General features: G+C 65.2%; 13 protein-coding genes. 7 read left to right on the forward strand and 6 right to left on the reverse strand.

The window, feature by feature from the left end:
* Positions 1-97: 97 nt before the first annotated feature.
* Together egtB and egtA are read right to left on the reverse strand one after the other, a co-directional pair.
* The gene (egtB, locus tag ACZI8R_RS20280) at positions 98-1,405 is read right to left on the reverse strand and encodes an ergothioneine biosynthesis protein EgtB (protein WP_463381382.1); all 1,308 of its coding nucleotides are present in this window, start codon (positions 1,403-1,405) and stop codon (positions 98-100) included.
* Positions 1,402-2,634: an ergothioneine biosynthesis glutamate--cysteine ligase EgtA gene (gene egtA / locus ACZI8R_RS20285; protein ID WP_463381381.1), complete on the reverse strand. Its 1,233-nt coding sequence runs from the start codon at positions 2,632-2,634 to the stop codon at positions 1,402-1,404. The genes egtB and egtA overlap by 4 nt, the downstream gene beginning before the upstream one ends.
* A 130-nt stretch (positions 2,635-2,764) precedes the next feature.
* Between egtA and ACZI8R_RS20290 the strand changes: the two genes are divergently transcribed.
* Both ACZI8R_RS20290 and ACZI8R_RS20295 read left to right on the forward strand, forming a co-directional pair.
* On the forward strand, positions 2,765-3,934 hold the full coding sequence (locus ACZI8R_RS20290) for an aminotransferase class V-fold PLP-dependent enzyme (protein ID WP_463381380.1): 1,170 nt from the start codon (positions 2,765-2,767) through the stop codon (positions 3,932-3,934).
* Between the two features lie 94 nt (positions 3,935-4,028).
* Positions 4,029-5,507, forward strand: coding sequence for an FAD-dependent oxidoreductase (locus tag ACZI8R_RS20295; protein ID WP_463381379.1), 1,479 nt, complete (start codon positions 4,029-4,031; stop codon positions 5,505-5,507).
* On the opposite strand, the gene ACZI8R_RS20300 is transcribed toward ACZI8R_RS20295, so the two are convergent.
* On the reverse strand, positions 5,479-6,669 hold the full coding sequence (locus tag ACZI8R_RS20300) for a glycoside hydrolase family 183 protein (protein WP_463381378.1): 1,191 nt from the start codon (positions 6,667-6,669) through the stop codon (positions 5,479-5,481). The two genes, ACZI8R_RS20295 and ACZI8R_RS20300, sit on opposite strands and share 29 nt — an antisense overlap.
* Positions 6,670-6,749: 80 nt before the next feature.
* On the opposite strand from ACZI8R_RS20300, the gene ACZI8R_RS20305 reads away from it, so the two are divergent.
* The 3 genes from ACZI8R_RS20305 to pth all read left to right on the forward strand — a co-directional run bounded on the left by ACZI8R_RS20305 (position 6,750) and on the right by pth (position 8,857).
* The gene (locus ACZI8R_RS20305; RefSeq protein WP_463381377.1) at positions 6,750-7,184 is read left to right on the forward strand and encodes a DUF6314 family protein; all 435 of its coding nucleotides are present in this window, start codon (positions 6,750-6,752) and stop codon (positions 7,182-7,184) included.
* Positions 7,185-7,507: 323 nt separating this feature from the next.
* Positions 7,508-8,161: a 50S ribosomal protein L25/general stress protein Ctc gene (locus ACZI8R_RS20310; RefSeq protein WP_463381376.1), complete on the forward strand. Its 654-nt coding sequence runs from the start codon at positions 7,508-7,510 to the stop codon at positions 8,159-8,161.
* Between the two features lie 114 nt (positions 8,162-8,275).
* A complete protein-coding gene (gene pth, locus ACZI8R_RS20315) occupies positions 8,276-8,857 on the forward strand; it encodes an aminoacyl-tRNA hydrolase (RefSeq protein WP_463381472.1) in 582 nt (193 codons plus the stop codon).
* 24 nt (positions 8,858-8,881) lie between these two features.
* Here pth and ACZI8R_RS20320 read toward each other — a convergent pair whose 3' ends face one another.
* Entirely contained in the window at positions 8,882-10,525 is a 1,644-nt protein-coding gene (locus tag ACZI8R_RS20320; RefSeq protein WP_463381473.1) for a fatty acyl-AMP ligase, read from the reverse strand.
* 176 nt (positions 10,526-10,701) lie between these two features.
* On the opposite strand from ACZI8R_RS20320, the gene ACZI8R_RS20325 reads away from it, so the two are divergent.
* A complete protein-coding gene (locus tag ACZI8R_RS20325; RefSeq protein ID WP_463381474.1) occupies positions 10,702-12,384 on the forward strand; it encodes a peptide chain release factor 3 in 1,683 nt (560 codons plus the stop codon).
* Positions 12,385-12,501: 117 nt separating this feature from the next.
* A complete protein-coding gene (locus tag ACZI8R_RS20330) occupies positions 12,502-13,191 on the forward strand; it encodes a hypothetical protein (protein ID WP_463381475.1) in 690 nt (229 codons plus the stop codon).
* Positions 13,192-13,213: 22 nt separating this feature from the next.
* On the opposite strand, the gene ACZI8R_RS20335 is transcribed toward ACZI8R_RS20330, so the two are convergent.
* Together ACZI8R_RS20335 and ACZI8R_RS20340 are read right to left on the reverse strand one after the other, a co-directional pair.
* Positions 13,214-13,636 carry a VOC family protein gene (locus tag ACZI8R_RS20335; RefSeq protein WP_463381476.1) on the reverse strand — a complete coding sequence of 141 codons (423 nt, stop codon included), beginning with the start codon at positions 13,634-13,636 and terminating at the stop codon, positions 13,214-13,216.
* Complete coding sequence (locus ACZI8R_RS20340; protein ID WP_463381477.1) at positions 13,633-14,145, reverse strand: nuclear transport factor 2 family protein; 513 nt, start codon at positions 14,143-14,145, stop codon at positions 13,633-13,635. Before ACZI8R_RS20340 ends, ACZI8R_RS20335 begins: the two co-directional genes overlap by 4 nt.
* Positions 14,146-14,264: the final 119 nt, after the last annotated feature.

Below are 14,264 nucleotides of genomic sequence, written 5' to 3' on the forward strand. Positions count from 1 at the left end.
GTGGCGCCCAGGCCTGCTCGACCAACGAGTGAGCGCCGGATGCCAGCACGTCGTGCACCGAACACGGCGGCCCGACGTAGCCTAGATGGCGGCACATCTAGAATTCTTCTCCGGAAAGATCTCGGGCACAACGGAATCCGGAGAAGATCTGACGCCTGACGGGGTGGTCCCAATTTCGGAACGATCCCCGGCACGCCACGGAGTCGGTCCCGAAGGAACCTCCACGCAGAATCCGGTAGTCACCGCCGAAGAACACCTCGGAATACTCGCGGTAGGGAAAAGCCACGAAGCCCGGGTACGGCTCGAACGCCGACGAAGTCCATTCCCAGACGTCGCCGATCAATTGATGCACGCCGAGTGCAGACACACCTGCCGGATAGGAGCCGACGACCGCCGGCCCGAGGAAACGTTGCCCCAGATTGGCGGTCGCTTCGTCCGGGTCGGCGTCACCCCAGGGAAATCGGTGCGAACGGTTCGATGCAGGGTCCCATCGGGCGGCCTTCTCCCATTCGGCTTCGGTCGGCAAGCGCTTCTTCGCCCACTTCGCGTACGCCTGCGCCTCGAAGTAGCAGACGTGCACGACCGGTTCCTGCAGATGAATCGGCTCCATCACACCGAAACGGTCTCGCCACCACGTCCCACACCCGTCGTTCTCCCAGAAGAGCGGAGCAGCGAGTCCGGCCTCGCTGCGATGTTCCCATCCTCGCTCGCTCCACAGTTCGGGCCGCTCGTACCCGCCGTCCGACATGAAGGCGAGATACTGCTCGTTGGTGACCGGTGTCGTGTCGATGGCGAACGCCGGGACGTTCACCGGGTGCGCCGGCCGCTCGTTGTCGAGCGCCCACGCTTCGTCCGAGGTTCCCATCGTGAATACCCCGCCAGGGACCAGAACCTCGTCCGTGGCCACCTGTCCACCGATCCGAGGTGCCGTCGGTGCGGACAGCACCGGATCACCCGTCCGCAGTTGGTGCGTGGCCAGCATCGTTTCCGCGTGCTGCTGTTCGTGTTGGGCGATCATTCCGAACACGAATCCCCGCTCCTCGAGCGGTCCTCCCGAGAAGTCGGCGGAATCGAGTACTTCCCAAGTCTTTTCGCGAACGGTACGTACGTATGCACGAGCCTCGGCCGGGTCGAGCAACGGCAGGCCCGGCCGGTCCGCCCGAGCGTGCCGGAAGGCGTCGTAGAGTTCGTCGATGTCACCACGGACGGCGGCCTGCCCACCTGCCTCGCGAACCAGCCACAGATCTTCCTGATTCCCGATGTGAACGAGGTCCCACACGAGTGGGCTCATCAGAGGTGAGTGCTGCGCGGTCAGATCTGCGTCGTTCACACTGTCGGTGAGAACGTGGGTGCGCTCGCGCGCCCGGCTCAAGGCCGCGTGAACGCTTTCCCGGATATCACTCACCGAGCGGCTCCCGGCGACTGTCCCCGACAGCAACGTTCGGCCGCGGCGTCGAGCAGACGTACGAACTCCGGATCCGGTGAGTACGACGCCGCGAGCGACAAGAGCGCCGTGGCCGCCGACCGTAAATCGACGTCCGACAGTCCGAACTCTGCCGCGTCGCGCCACCGCCCGGCCGTCGTCCGTGCCGCTCCCCGCGCCTCGCTCATGGCGCCCGGCCCCGACAGCAGAGCGTCGAACGCCGCTACCGGAACCCGCCACAGATCGCCTGGCTGCGCGTCCACATAACGCACCTCCAGATGCCCGGTCGCCCGTACCGGCGGGAACATGGTGGTCAGGTGGTAGTCGAGATCGGCGTACGCAGGAGCGCGCCCGATCTCGTTGCCGAGTGCGCCGTCGATCCAGTCGCCGAAGGTGGCCCCCGGCGGTGCAGTCCAGTCGGCACCGTCATTTCGGACGCACATCAACGGCACGTCCAGTACCCACGTCGCGTAGTCGCCGGCGTGAATCGGCGCGGCCGTGCGTGACGAGTCGAGACACAGCCAGGTTCGCATTCGCTGAGACGCCCACGCGCCCTCTGGAATTCCGTACAGATGCGGCGAACACGCGAACGCTGCAACAAGAGCAGGACCCACTTCGTGCAGCAGAGTCCAGCGGTCTTCGACAGCGCTCGCGTCACTACCGGCATCGACGCTCACCTGGGTGGCGGCGGTGTTGCACATCATCAACTTGCCGTACGGGCCGATTCCGCCGAACCGCGATTCCATTGCGCAGTACCGGGGCGACTGCAGCAGACGTTCCGGTGGCCGGGCTGCATCGGCCGCCGCCGCGTGGAGCTCGATCGAGTGCGCGCCCAGAAGGCTGCGCAGCACCTGCTCGTCGGCGGAAAGGTCGTCGCACAGTTCACGAGCCGAACGCCGCGGTGAGCTGGAGAGCTCCACCTGCCCACCCGGCTCGACCGTGACCCCGCTGCCACCCGGCAACGGCTGCGCCGGTGACCAGGGATTGATCGTCTTCGGTGCGTGGGGACCCAGTGCGGACGCCATATCCAGGAGATCAGGTCGCTGACCGTCCGTGGTGCGGGCCGACATCCACTCCAATTCGGCACCGAGCAACTGCGGTGGAGCAAGCTCGAAACACACACCTTCGATGTATGCCTCGGCCGCGGCACGTGAAGCGAGGTGCCCGTCCTCGAACATGTCGAACTCGAAGGATTGAACTGCGGTAGCCATTCGACCTCCCGTTCCGGGTAACGCCCGAGCGTCATCACCGACCTTAGAACTCTCCGCCGACATGTGCACGCATACACGCGCGGCCGGCCACCACTAGCTTGGACGTCACGGCCCGAAGGAAAGGACGCTCATGCTCGATCTCGCACGTGCCCGGCTCGACACGCCAGGCTGCACCGACAAGGTCTTTCTCGACAGTGCAGGCTCGTCGCTGCCTCCCACGCCCGTGCTCGAGACGGTGATCGGTCACCTGCGCCGTGAGGCCGAGGTGGGTGGGTACCTCGCGCAGAGCGAGCGGGCCGCGGATCTGCACGCGGTGAAGGAGTCACTCGGGAAACTCCTTCGGAGCAGCGCGTCGAACATCGCACTGAGTGACAGCGCGACCCGGTCGTGGAACGACTTCTTTCGAGCAGTCCCCTTGCGCGCCGGTGACCGTGTCCTGATCTCGGAGGTCGAGTACGCCAGCAACGCCATCGCCGTGCTGCAGCGGGCCGGAAGGGTCGGAGCGGAAGTCGACGTGGTCCCGAGCGATCCGTCCGGCCAGATCGACCTGAGTGCGCTCGAGACGATGCTCGACGAGCGGGTTCGATTCGTGTCGCTGGTGCACGTCCCCACGAACAGCGGACTGGTCAACCCGGTCCGAGAGGCCGCCGACATGGCACATCGCGTCGGCGCGCTGGTCCTGCTCGATGCGTGCCAGTCCGTCGGACAGGTCGACATCGACATGCCTGCGCTGGGAGTGGATGCACTGTCGGCGACGGGCCGCAAGTGGCTTCGAGGCCCACGTGGCACCGGATTCCTGGCACTTCGCCCGGGTCTCGACGAGTCGGTGCAACCACACGCGCTCGACCTGCACAGCGCCGAATGGACCGCTCCCACCGACTTCACGATGGCGACCGACGCGTCCCGGTTCGAGTTCTGGGAATGCGACGTGGCCGCTCGGCTCGGCCTGGGCGCCGCCGTCGACCTCCTCCTCGAACTCGGTGCGGACACGGTGGAGCGGGAGATTTCGGAGCGCGCCGACTATCTGCGTGGCGAACTGAGTCGACTCCGCGGCGTCACCGTTCGTGATCTCGGCGAGCGGCAGTGCGGGATCGTCACGTTCACGGTCGAGGATCGTGATGCGCAGAACGTCCGGAGGTCACTGGCCGCCCGAAATGTGACCGTCACGGCCAGCGGACGGTCGTCGACTCTTCTCGACATGACAGGACGCGGCCTCGATGCCGTCGTGCGCGCGTCGCCGCACTACTTCGTCTCGTACGAGGACCTCGACATGGCGGTGACGCAGCTCCGCTGCCTGTGAGTGGTCTGCGAGTCCAGAGACTCGTCAACCACTCACGGGAGAACGTGTAACACGTTACAGTTTCGAGAACTTCCGCCGCCTCGAAAGGACCGCCATGTCCGACTCCACTCCGGTTCACCCCCGCTCCGCCGAGAGCATCGACGTCTGGGACAGGGAAGCGGACGTCGTGGTCGCCGGTTACGGAATCGCCGGTGTCACGGCCGCCATCGAGTCTGCACGTGCAGGCGCCGAGGTGCTCGTTCTCGAACGGACGAGCGGCTGGGGTGGCGCAGCCGCCCTCGCAGGCGGATTCGTGTACCTCGGCGGCGGAACACCGCTGCAGACCGCGTGCGGATTCGAGGATTCTCCGGAGAACATGAAGAAGTTCATGATGGCCGCCCTCGGTCCCGGCACGGACGAGGAGAAGGTCACCGACTACTGCAACGGCAGCGTCGAGCACTACAACTGGCTCGTGGAGTGCGGGGTTCCGTTCAAGCCGTCGTTCTGGGGTGAGCCCGGGTGGGAACCGCCGTTCGACGACGGCCTCATGTACTCGGGCGGCGAGAATGCAGCACCGTTCAACGAGATCGCCACACCGGCACCGCGCGGTCACGTTCCGCAGATGGAGAACAAGCGCACCGGCGAGAAGGGCGGCGGCTACATGCTGATGCAGCCGTTGGTGCAGACTGCCGAAAAGCTCGGGGCGCGAGCCGAATACGACGTGCGGGTGCAGACCCTGGTCACCGACGACAGCGGCCGGGTCGTCGGAATCGTCGCCAAGCAGTACGGCAAGGAGGTGTCCATCAAGGCACGTCGCGGTGTCGTGCTGGCCACCGGCAGTTTTGCCTACAACGACAAGATGATCGAGTCGTACGCGCCGCGCATGATCGGTCGTCCCGGCGCTGCCATCGAGGAGCACGACGGCCGTGCGATCCGAATGGCACAGGCCCTCGGCGCGGACCTTGCTCACATGGACGCCACGGAAGTCGCATTCCTGTGCGACCCACAGCTGATGGTCCGCGGAATTCTCGTCAACGGCCGAGGCCAGCGCTATATCGCGGAAGACACCTATTCGGGACGTATCGGCCAAGCGACCCTGTTCCATCAGGACAACCAGGCGTTCCTGGTGATCGACGAGGCCGCCTACGACGAGGGTGCCGCGGGCACGTCGTCGACACCGTTCCTACGCCAGCGTCCGAAGTGGGTCGCAGAGACGGTCGAGGAACTCGAGGCGGAGATGGGTCTGCCTGCCGGCGCGCTGCAGACGACCGTGGAGGTCTACAACAAGCACGCCGCAGAATCCGCCGACCCGCTGCTGAAGAAGAAGTCGGAGTGGGTGAAGCCGATCGGAACTCCCGTCGCTGCCGTCGACCTGCGCGGGATGACGTTGGGCTTCACCCTCGGCGGCCTCCGGACGACCATCGACTCGGAGGTGGTGCACGTGTCCGGCGAGCCGATCGCCGGGCTTTTCGCTGCCGGGCGGTGCACGTCCGGAGTGTGCGCAGGTGGCTACGCGAGCGGTACCTCGCTCGGCGACGGCAGCTTCTACGGTCGGCGCGCCGGAATCAGCGCGGCGAAGAACCCGCAGTCGTAGGCGCGATCACGTCTTCGAGGTAGGCGCGGCTCACATCGGGGTCGGCCTCGTCGCTCAGGAGTCCGAGGAGATCGCCCGGCGACAGTGAGGCAGTGTCCCGGTAGGTATCGCAGGCGAGGTCGACTTCCCACTGGTTCACCCCGTAGAAGGTGGTCCGGTCCTTCTTCGGATGTCTCGTCCACTGCGACAACAACATCTGCGACCGAGCGATGCTGCCGAACGGGTGGATGCACGGCGCGTACAGACAGGGCGCCTCGGCCGGTGACACGTGAATTCGAGGAACCGTCCACTCCCCTTCCGGGCGCTCTGCCGTCCGCGTGACCGCTCCTAGGGCCCCGTCGCAATACGACAGCACCACGCGGCCGTCGATGAATTGCGTCGACAGTTCACCGATGGCGCCCCGCGGCAGCGTGGGCATCAGGATCGGCGTCGAGTAGCCGCCCCGTCGCCATGCCCACTCTCCCGACGAATCGCATCCCCAGAATTCGTAGGTGCTGCGATTCCACATCGTTTCCCAATGCACGCGCATCAGATGCACACCGCCGCCGGGCCTACGACCTTCGTCGGTTCCGTGGATGTACACCCACGGTTCGTCCGGGATCATCGTCATCGAGTGGTTCTGGAAGTGCCGCCACTCTCCCGAGTTCGGGAAGTCCATGTTCGGGTGGTCACCTTCGATGTCCCAGGTGCGCTCCCAGTTCTCGGCATCCCGGTCGGTCGACGTCCACATTCTGGAATGGAACGTGGACCAGCTTCCGTCCGTCGTCACCGGATCCCAGGATCGGACGGCGGCGGTCGTCATGATGAAGCGCCCGTCCGGCAGATGAATCAGATCGTTGGGGATGTTCGTGAAACCGTCGGGAAGTCGCCCGGCATGCGGCGTGCCCGAATGTCGGTACGGAAGCATCTGTCGCGCAACGTCTCCACCGATCGCGTTGTCCCAACAGATTCCGTTCTCGATGTCCCGGTTGGATTGCCGAAGACCGACCGGACACCGCCAGTTCTGCGGAACCGAGACCGGGTCCGGTGTGTCGTCGAACGTGTCCCCGAAGATCGCGATCGTGTAGGCGTGGTTCGTTCGCGACACGTAGCCGAGGTCGGTGGCCCGGAAACCGAAGCGCACGGTCTCGTCACCGGTCAGGGCCTTCTTCAGCACTGCCATAACCACTCCTTTCGAAGTCGCACGATGGATTCGAGTCCCACGGTATTCACACTGATGCATCCCCGCATAACATCGAGCACGTGGACGAACGGCGCGTGGCAGACCCCCTCTCTCTCACCGGGACGTGGGCGTTTTCACGGGTGATCGACGACCGTCTGACGGGAACACGCAGCACGGTCACCGGCAGAACGGAACTGGTGGCCGAAAACGAGCATCGGGTTCGTTGGCACGAAACGGGAACCCTGGTCACGGGTGGCCAGGAGCTCCCCGTGTACCGCACCCTGCTGATCGTGATTCAGGACGGGTCGTGGGTGGTGACCTTCGAAGACGGCCGATACTTTCATCCGTGGGCACCCGGTGAGCAGGTCGAACACCCCTGTGGACCGGATCTGTACGTCGGCCACGTGGAGGTCGGCCACGCCGGCCCCGACTCCGTCGATGGTTGGACGGTGCGGTGGGACGTCTCCGGCCCTGCCAAGGACTACACGATGACGACGGTTCTCTCACCTCCCTGACCTGAGGAGATCTCCGACTCGCCGCGAAGACGCCGCCCGCGCAGCGCTTGCTCTCACCGCCGACAATGCGGAGGGGCGGCTCCTTGCGAGCCGGTTCGCATCACTGCGCGGTGCTGATTAACGCAGTGGGTTGGATTTCCGGTAGAGTCGATCAAGTTGTCTCGGCGAGGGTGAACCGCGAAGCTCCAATAGCTGGCTCACCGTGATCGACGCGGCCACGGCTCTGCTCGAGCGTTTTCGCTCCTGGCCGTGCGCGCCTGTCCTCGCCCGAGGCATGAAGACGCCAGCCAGTAATCACCGTGAGTTGTAGGAGCCGTTTCACCATGTCCGACGAAAATCGTCTCGTAGCCTCCACCCGCACCGAGTTCGGCAAGGGTGCCGCACGCCGTGCACGTCGTGACGGGCAGGTGCCCGCGGTTCTGTACGGCCACGGAACCGACCCCCGCCACCTGAACCTTCCGTCCCTCGAGTTCGCCGCGATCCTGCGTAACCACGGCACCAACTCGATCCTGCACCTCGACGTCGACGGCGAGGAGCACATCGCGCTGACCAAGTCGGTCGTCGTGCACCCGATCCGCCCGTACATCGAGCACGCCGACCTCCTCGTCGTGAAGAAGGGCGAGAAGGTCGTCATCGACGTTCCCGTCGTCGTCTCCGGTGACGCTGCCGCAGGCACCCTCGTGTCGCACGACTCCACCGTCGTGTCCATCGAGGCCGACGCACTGAAGATCCCCGAGCAGATCGAGGTCTCCATCGAGGGCGCCGAGATCGGCACCCAGATTCTCGCCGAGAACCTCGAGCTGCCCAAGGGCTCGACCTTGCAGTCCGATCCCGAGCTGCTCATCGTCAACGTCCTCGAGGCGCCGTCCGCCGAGGAGCTCGAAGAGGACCTCGACGAGGACCTGGTCGCCGACGAGGCTGCACCGGCGGAAGAGGCTTCCAGCGAAGAGGCCGGCGAAGAGAAGTCCGACGACTGAATCTCTCGTACCTGACTCGACGGCGCGTCGTCCCGGCTTCCGGGACGACGCGCCGTTCGCGTACGAGAATCGGTGTCATCGATGGCCAACCGTGACGACGAAAAAGGGACGACGATGAGTGACGACACCGCCCTGGTCGTGGGGCTCGGGAACCCCGGACCGCAATACGAGAAGACCCGTCACAACGTGGGATTCATGGTGGCGGACGTGCTTGCCGGAAGAATGGGCAGCAAGTTCAGCGCGCACAAGAAGAGCGGGGCCGAGATCGTGCAGGGCCGCCTCGCAGGGCGCCCCGTGATTCTCGCCAAGCCACGATCCTTCATGAATCTGTCGGGCGGTGCCGTGTCCGGCCTGACCCGCTTCTTCTCGATCGAACCGTCGAACGTCGTGGTCGTGCACGACGAACTGGACCTCGACTTTCCCACCCTCCGCCTCAAGCAGGGCGGCGGTGAAGGTGGGCACAACGGTCTGCGGTCCATCTCGAGTTCTCTCGGCACCAAGGACTACCTGCGCACGCGCGTGGGGATCGGACGTCCTCCCGGCCGCCTGGACCCGGCGTCCTACGTGCTCAAGCCCTTCTCCTCGGTCGAACGCAAGGAATTGCCGCTCGTCTGCGAGGAAGCGGCCGATGCTGTCGAACTGCTCCTTCAGGTGGGGCTCGAAGCCGCCCAGAATCGACTCCACCAACCCCTGTGAGTGGTCTGCGAGTCCCTGGACTCGTCAACCACTCACAGGGGGGATGAGGGCGGAAGAGGAGTTGCGGCGCAGTTTTCCCGAGGACGTCTTGGGAATACTGCCCGGCCCCAACACCGCCACGGTGCGCGGTCGGGCGCCGACCTCGGAGAACACGGCATGCACCACCTCACGCTCGATGCGTTTCACTTCTTCCGGATCGTCGATGCTGTTCGTCTCGACGGCGACGCCGAAGCTTTCACGTTTCTGTCCGGCATCGATGCGGATGGCCACGGCATTGCCCGGACGGACGCCGACAACCGATCCGGCGGCCCGCTCGATGTCGGTCGGGTAGATGTTGCGGCCGCCCATGATGATGACGTCCTTCACACGTCCGCACACCACCACGAGACCTTCCTCGGTGAAGTATCCGACGTCCCCGGTATCCAGCCATCCTTCGGCGTCCTGCGCCACCTTCTTCCCTTGCAGGGTGATGTAGCCGGGCGTCACGGCGTTGCCCCGGACCTGAATGACACCGACACCGCGATCGGGTAGCACCTGCCCGTCCTGATCGACGACTCTTCCTTCGAGGTCGGGGACCAGCTTCCCCAGGGTTGCGAGGCGACGCGCGTTGGGCTTCGTCGACGGCACTGCCCGATGCATCGCTTCGAGAAAGTCCGGGTCTACGAGATCGAGCACCTGTCCTCTGTCGGGCTCCGGGATGGACACCGCGAGCGTCGCCTCCGCCATCCCGTACGTGGGCGCGAGTGCAGTCGGCTCGAGCCCGAACCGGGAACCCGCCTCGGCGAGCGCGTCCATGGTGTCCGGATCGACCGGCTCGGCGCCGTTCCACATGTAGCGGACGCTGGACAGGTCGACCGCCCCGTCCTGCGCTTGCCGCAACCGCCGAGCCAGCAACGAATACGCGAAGTTCGGTGCGGCCGTGACGGTGCCCCGGTACTTCCCGATCAGTTCTGCCCACAGCAACGGGTTCCGCAGGAAGTCCATCGGCGTGATGCTCACGACCTCGGCACCCACCTGCATCGGAACGCTCAGGAACCCGACCATCCCCATGTCGTGGAACAGCGGCAGCCAGCTGATCATGACGTCGTCCTCGAGGGAGAACTTGATCCGATCGATCATCGCGTACGCGTTCACGTAGAAGTTCTCGTGCGTGATCAGCACCGCTTTGGGCGCTCCCGTCGACCCGGACGTGAGCTGCTGCAGAACGATGTCCGTCTCGGCGGTCTCGACTGGGTCGACGGCCACCCCACGTCGGAGATCTTCGACGGTGACGACCGTGATGCCACGCTCTTCCAGAAGCGGCTTCGCGACGTCGAACGGCGCACCGAGCACGACCGCCTTCGCCGCGATCATCCCGATGACGGTCTCGGTGTCCTTCGCCCACACCTCGAGATCGGTTCGCGGCGTCGGCTGGTGCAGCATGGTGACTGCGCCGCCGCGCATCCAGGTGGCCTGACATGCCGGCGCGATGTCCACCGGTTGGCCCGCCAGAATGCCGAGAGCATCACCGGGGCCTATTCCGGCCGCCGCGAGCGCCCCTGCCATGTGCCGGGCGGTCTCGTGGATCAGGCCCCAGGTTTGCCTGTCCGGGGTATCCGGCTCACCGGTGACGAGCCCCTTCCCGGAGCGCTGCGCGGTGGCGAACATTTCCTCGGTGAACCTGCTCACGAGAATCTCCTCCTACGTGGCCCCGCCTACTACTTGTCATCAGGCCAGGGGAAGACATCGTTACCGGCACCGCTGCGATCGGATCCGCAGGCGGCCCCGCGTATCCTGGTATGCGGTCGTCGGCCGAACACGTCGTTACCGGCCTTGCACGCACACAATCTTCGAGAGGCTTTCCGTTGACTACCCCGTCCGACTCGGCCGAACACATTCCAGCCGAGGAGACCTCCTCCGTCGCGCGCACTGCGCCGAAGGGTCTGGCCGCCGAGGCTCGGCGTCGCCGCACCTTCGCCGTCATCTCCCACCCCGACGCCGGAAAGTCGACGCTGACCGAGGCGCTCGCGCTGCACGCCAAGGTCATCACCGAGGCGGGAGCGGTACACGGCAAGGCCGGCCGGAAGTCGACCGTCTCGGACTGGATGGAGATGGAGAAGGCTCGCGGAATCTCCGTCAGCTCGACCGCGCTGCAGTTCAACTACCGCTCGACCGAGAGCGACGAAGAGATCGACAACGTCGTCAACCTCGTCGACACCCCGGGTCACTCCGACTTCTCCGAGGACACCTACCGGGTGCTCACGGCCGTGGACGCCGCAGTGATGCTCATCGATGCCGCCAAGGGCCTCGAACCACAGACCCTGAAACTGTTCCAGGTGTGCCGTCATCGCGGCATCCCGGTCATCACGGTCGTCAACAAGTGGGACCGGCCCGGTCGCGCTCCGCTCGAGTTGCTCGACGAGATTCAGGAACGGATCGGGCTCACCCCCACCCCGCTGTTCTGGCCGGTCGGCATCGCCGGCGACTTCCGTGGACTACTTCGTCGCGGCGAAGACGGGCTTCCCCTCGAGTACATTCGCTTCACCCGCACCGCCGGCGGCGCTCGGATCGCACCCGAGGAAATTCTCGATGCCGACGGCGCACAAGCGAAGGAAGGCGAGGAATGGGAGACCGCCGCCGAGGAAAGTGAGCTGCTCTCCGCCACCGGGCAGGACCACGATCAGGAGATGTTCCTCGCCGGGCAGACGTCGCCGGTCATCTTCGCATCGGCCATGCTCAACTTCGGTGTTCGCCAGATCCTCGACACCCTGGTGTCGATCGCACCCGAACCCAGGGCCCGCGAGGACGTTGCCGGCACACCACGTGAGGTGACCGACCCGTTCAGTGCCGTGGTGTTCAAGGTGCAAGCCGGTATGGACACGGCGCACCGCGACCGCCTGGCGTTCATGCGCATCGTCTCCGGCGAGTTCGAGCGCGGCATGGTGGTCACACACGCTCAGACCGGTAAACCGTTCACCACCAAGTACGCGTTGACGGTCTTCGGTCGTGAACGTTCGACCGTCGAGACCGCCTACCCGGGCGACGTCGTAGGCCTCGTCAATGCGACGGCTCTCGCTCCGGGGCACACCCTCTTCTTCGACAAGAAGGTCGAGTTCCCGCCGATCCCGTCCTTCGCGCCGGAGCACTTCGCCATTCTTCGTGCCGAGAGCGCCGGTAAGTACAAGCAATTCCGGCGGGCAGTGGATCAGCTCGATTCCGAAGGCGTCGTACAGATTCTGCGAAACGACATCCGAGGAGACGCGTCGCCGGTCATGGCGGCAGTCGGTCCGATGCAGTTCGAGGTCGTCTCGGCACGTATGAAGGCGGAGTTCGGTGTGGAAGCGCGAATGGAGCCGCTCGGCTACGCACTTGCGCGGCGGACCGACACCGCGTCCGAGAACGAACTCAACCGCCAGCGGGGGCTCGAGGTGTTCACCCGTACGGACGGCGTCCTCCTCGCGCTGGTCAGCGACAAATGGCGCCTGCAATACATTCAGAAGGAATTTCCGGACCTGACGCTGGAACCGCTGGTCGCAGCGGCAGACTGATTTTCGGGCCCGACACGCAGTCCTCACCGCGGTGCGGTGCCCGAAGCACTACTGGTAGCTTTCAGGTCCACCGAGCAAACTGGCTGGCTGTTTGCGGTACCAGGAGCAACGACAACGATGGACAACGGCATCTCCACCAACGGCTCGACCAACGGGACCACCAACGGGTTGACCGGTACGACTTCGAACAGAGACAACACCGACGGTTCTGCAACCAACGGCAGTTCCTCGTCGTCCGAGTCGTTCACCTTCCCGCTCCCCCGCCGCAAGCCGGGCGCCTCCATCGAGTCCGCGGGACAGCACAGCACTCCCGAAGAGACCCCGGAACCGTTCGACGCAAACCCGTCGACGCGCACAGACTCTTCGTTCGGCACCGACTCGTATGGGAACTGGAGCGCTCCACAGCCCGAGCCGGCGAGCGCCCCCGAGCCCGAGTACCGACCTGAGCCCGAGTACTCCGCCGACGCCGAGATCTCGTCCTCCACAGGCGTCGCGTCCGCCACGCCAGCCGCATCCATTCCGGCTACCCCAGCCACGGACTTCGATGCGATGGGACGAACCTTCAGGCGCCGAAAGGCAATGGGGGAAGCCGCCGTTCGAGTCGCGGGCCGTCTCGCGCACGCAGAACTCCTCGAGGAGTACTCGAAGACCTCCGATGCCGTGGACACGGACCCGGGGGCCGACGCGGATCTCCTTCTGACTCTGCTCGGCGACTACCTCGCCGCAGCGGGGTTCGATCGCCCCGAGCTGCATGCCAAGTTGTCGGGCCAGTCGATCGTCATCGATCTGGTGTCACTCCAGAAGTAGTCGCACCCACGAATTCGGCCGGTCAGGACTCGATCGGTGGGGCCACCAGCATCCAGCGGTGGCCGAACGGATCGATCAACGTGGCGTTGCGGTGTCCGTGGCTCTCGGATATCCAACGCTCCACGTCCCCGCCGGCGTCTCGTGCCCGCATGAGCACGCCGTCCGGGTCACTCACGGGAAGCATCAGGCTGACCGAAGTGGAGCCCGACTCGGGTGCGGTCAGTCCCATCTCCGGAAATTCCTCCGCGAGATAGACCATCCCCGCCGAGAACTCGAGTTCGGCGTGACCGATTCGCCCGTCGTCCATCACGACGGGATCCCCGACGACCGCCGCCCCGAACACCGTCGCGTACCAGTCGATTGCCTCTTTCGCGTTTCGGACCGTCAGGTACGGCAGGGCACCGGAATTCGGCAGCGCCCCACCCTGCGAGGACGATTCGGTCACGCGATGAGTCCGTCCGGAGTCGACACGTTCACCATGTTGGACGGCAGCATCGCCAGGGTCGCCCACTTGTTGGACGTGAGCCGGAAGCTCGGCACATCCGAGAGCGAGACCACGGTCTCCCACACCCGGTCGTATCCCGTCTGCGCAATTCGCCATTGTCCGTCTCGGCAGCGCGAGTACCTGTCGTGGTAGTACGCCGATCCCCGTAACAGAATTCCGTCCTCGGGCACCACGACCGTGTCGGCCAGGCACCAGATGCCGGTGGCCTCGTCGCCGTCCACGTCGATCTCGGGTTGCCCGCACTGATGCTCGGTGATCATGTGCGTTCCGAGGGTGTTCTCCAGAAAAGACACGAACGAGTCTCGGGAGTCGAACTCCAATTGTTCGCCGTAGATCGCGCTGACGTCCGGCATCAGAGTCTCCGCGAGATCACTCCACGCCTTCGTATCGAGAGCACGCGCGTAGCGGTACTTGAGCCTCTCGATATCCTTGACCGCTTCGAGATCCATGTCCCCGCCTCCTGTGCAGCAAGCATGTAGCCCTTTCATGAAGGCTAGCCCGTCCGGGACGAAATCGGGGCCTAAACTTGACCAAATGCCCTTGACACCCGAGGGCACAGTGCCGCGAG

Source organism: Rhodococcus huquni (genome assembly GCF_055231055.1).

Excerpts from the sequence above, each read along its gene's own strand:
- ACZI8R_RS20290 (WP_463381380.1), top strand. The coding sequence starts at position 2,765 with ATGCTCGATCTCGCACGTGCCCGGCTCGACACGCCAGGCTGCACCGAC.
- pth (WP_463381472.1), top strand. The coding sequence starts at position 8,276 with ATGAGTGACGACACCGCCCTGGTCGTGGGGCTCGGGAACCCCGGACCG.
- ACZI8R_RS20295 (WP_463381379.1), top strand. The coding sequence starts at position 4,029 with ATGTCCGACTCCACTCCGGTTCACCCCCGCTCCGCCGAGAGCATCGAC.
- ACZI8R_RS20310 (WP_463381376.1), top strand. The coding sequence starts at position 7,508 with ATGTCCGACGAAAATCGTCTCGTAGCCTCCACCCGCACCGAGTTCGGC.
- ACZI8R_RS20330 (WP_463381475.1), top strand. The coding sequence starts at position 12,502 with ATGGACAACGGCATCTCCACCAACGGCTCGACCAACGGGACCACCAAC.
- egtA (WP_463381381.1), bottom strand. The coding sequence starts at position 2,634 with ATGGCTACCGCAGTTCAATCCTTCGAGTTCGACATGTTCGAGGACGGG.
- ACZI8R_RS20340 (WP_463381477.1), bottom strand. The coding sequence starts at position 14,145 with ATGGATCTCGAAGCGGTCAAGGATATCGAGAGGCTCAAGTACCGCTAC.
- ACZI8R_RS20300 (WP_463381378.1), bottom strand. The coding sequence starts at position 6,669 with ATGGCAGTGCTGAAGAAGGCCCTGACCGGTGACGAGACCGTGCGCTTC.